Source organism: Mesorhizobium sp. M7A.F.Ca.CA.002.15.2.1 (genome assembly GCF_003998715.1).
In the GTDB taxonomy this organism is placed as follows: domain Bacteria; phylum Pseudomonadota; class Alphaproteobacteria; order Rhizobiales; family Rhizobiaceae; genus Mesorhizobium; species Mesorhizobium ciceri.
The window spans coordinates 1-436 of sequence record NZ_RZPI01001282.1; the positions used below are offsets into that span (position 1 = coordinate 1).

The window sequence follows — 436 nt, forward strand, 5'->3', positions numbered from 1 at the left end:
GCTTGGAGGTGCAGTGACGTGCGATCGCCAGCGCCAGCTCCCGTTCGGGAATGCCGGAGCCGTCATCGGTGACGCGGATCAGGTTCAGCCCGCCGCCCGATGTGACGATCTCGACGCGCGAAGCACCGGCATCGAGCGCATTCTCGACCAGTTCCTTGACCACGCTCGCCGGACGCTCGATGACTTCGCCGGCGGCGATCTGGTTGATCATCGTTTCGGAAAGCTGGCGGATGGGCATGGCGGCACTATAGGCGGATTCGCGTCGCGCGGGAGGGGCAGAATTGCGCCAGCGGTGGATCAGTGGAAAACGACTTATGCCTGCGCCGCCAGCCAGTCGCGCACCTTGCGGGCGTTGTCGCTGAGCTCCCGGTTCTTCGGCCAGACGACATAGAAGGCCTTGCCGGTCTTCAGCACATGATCCGTCACCGGCACCAGC

Annotated in this window: 1 protein-coding gene and 1 pseudogene; both read right to left on the reverse strand. The window is 64.7% G+C overall.

What is annotated here, in order from left to right; all coding sequences use genetic code 11:
- Positions 1-238 (reverse strand): ATP-binding protein (locus ENZ74_RS34145; RefSeq protein WP_206522427.1); only part of this gene is annotated, 238 nt, incomplete at its 3' end.
- A 74-nt stretch (positions 239-312) separates the two neighbouring features.
- Positions 313-436 (reverse strand): annotated as a pseudogene (locus ENZ74_RS35615) (LysR family transcriptional regulator); the annotation flags it as partial.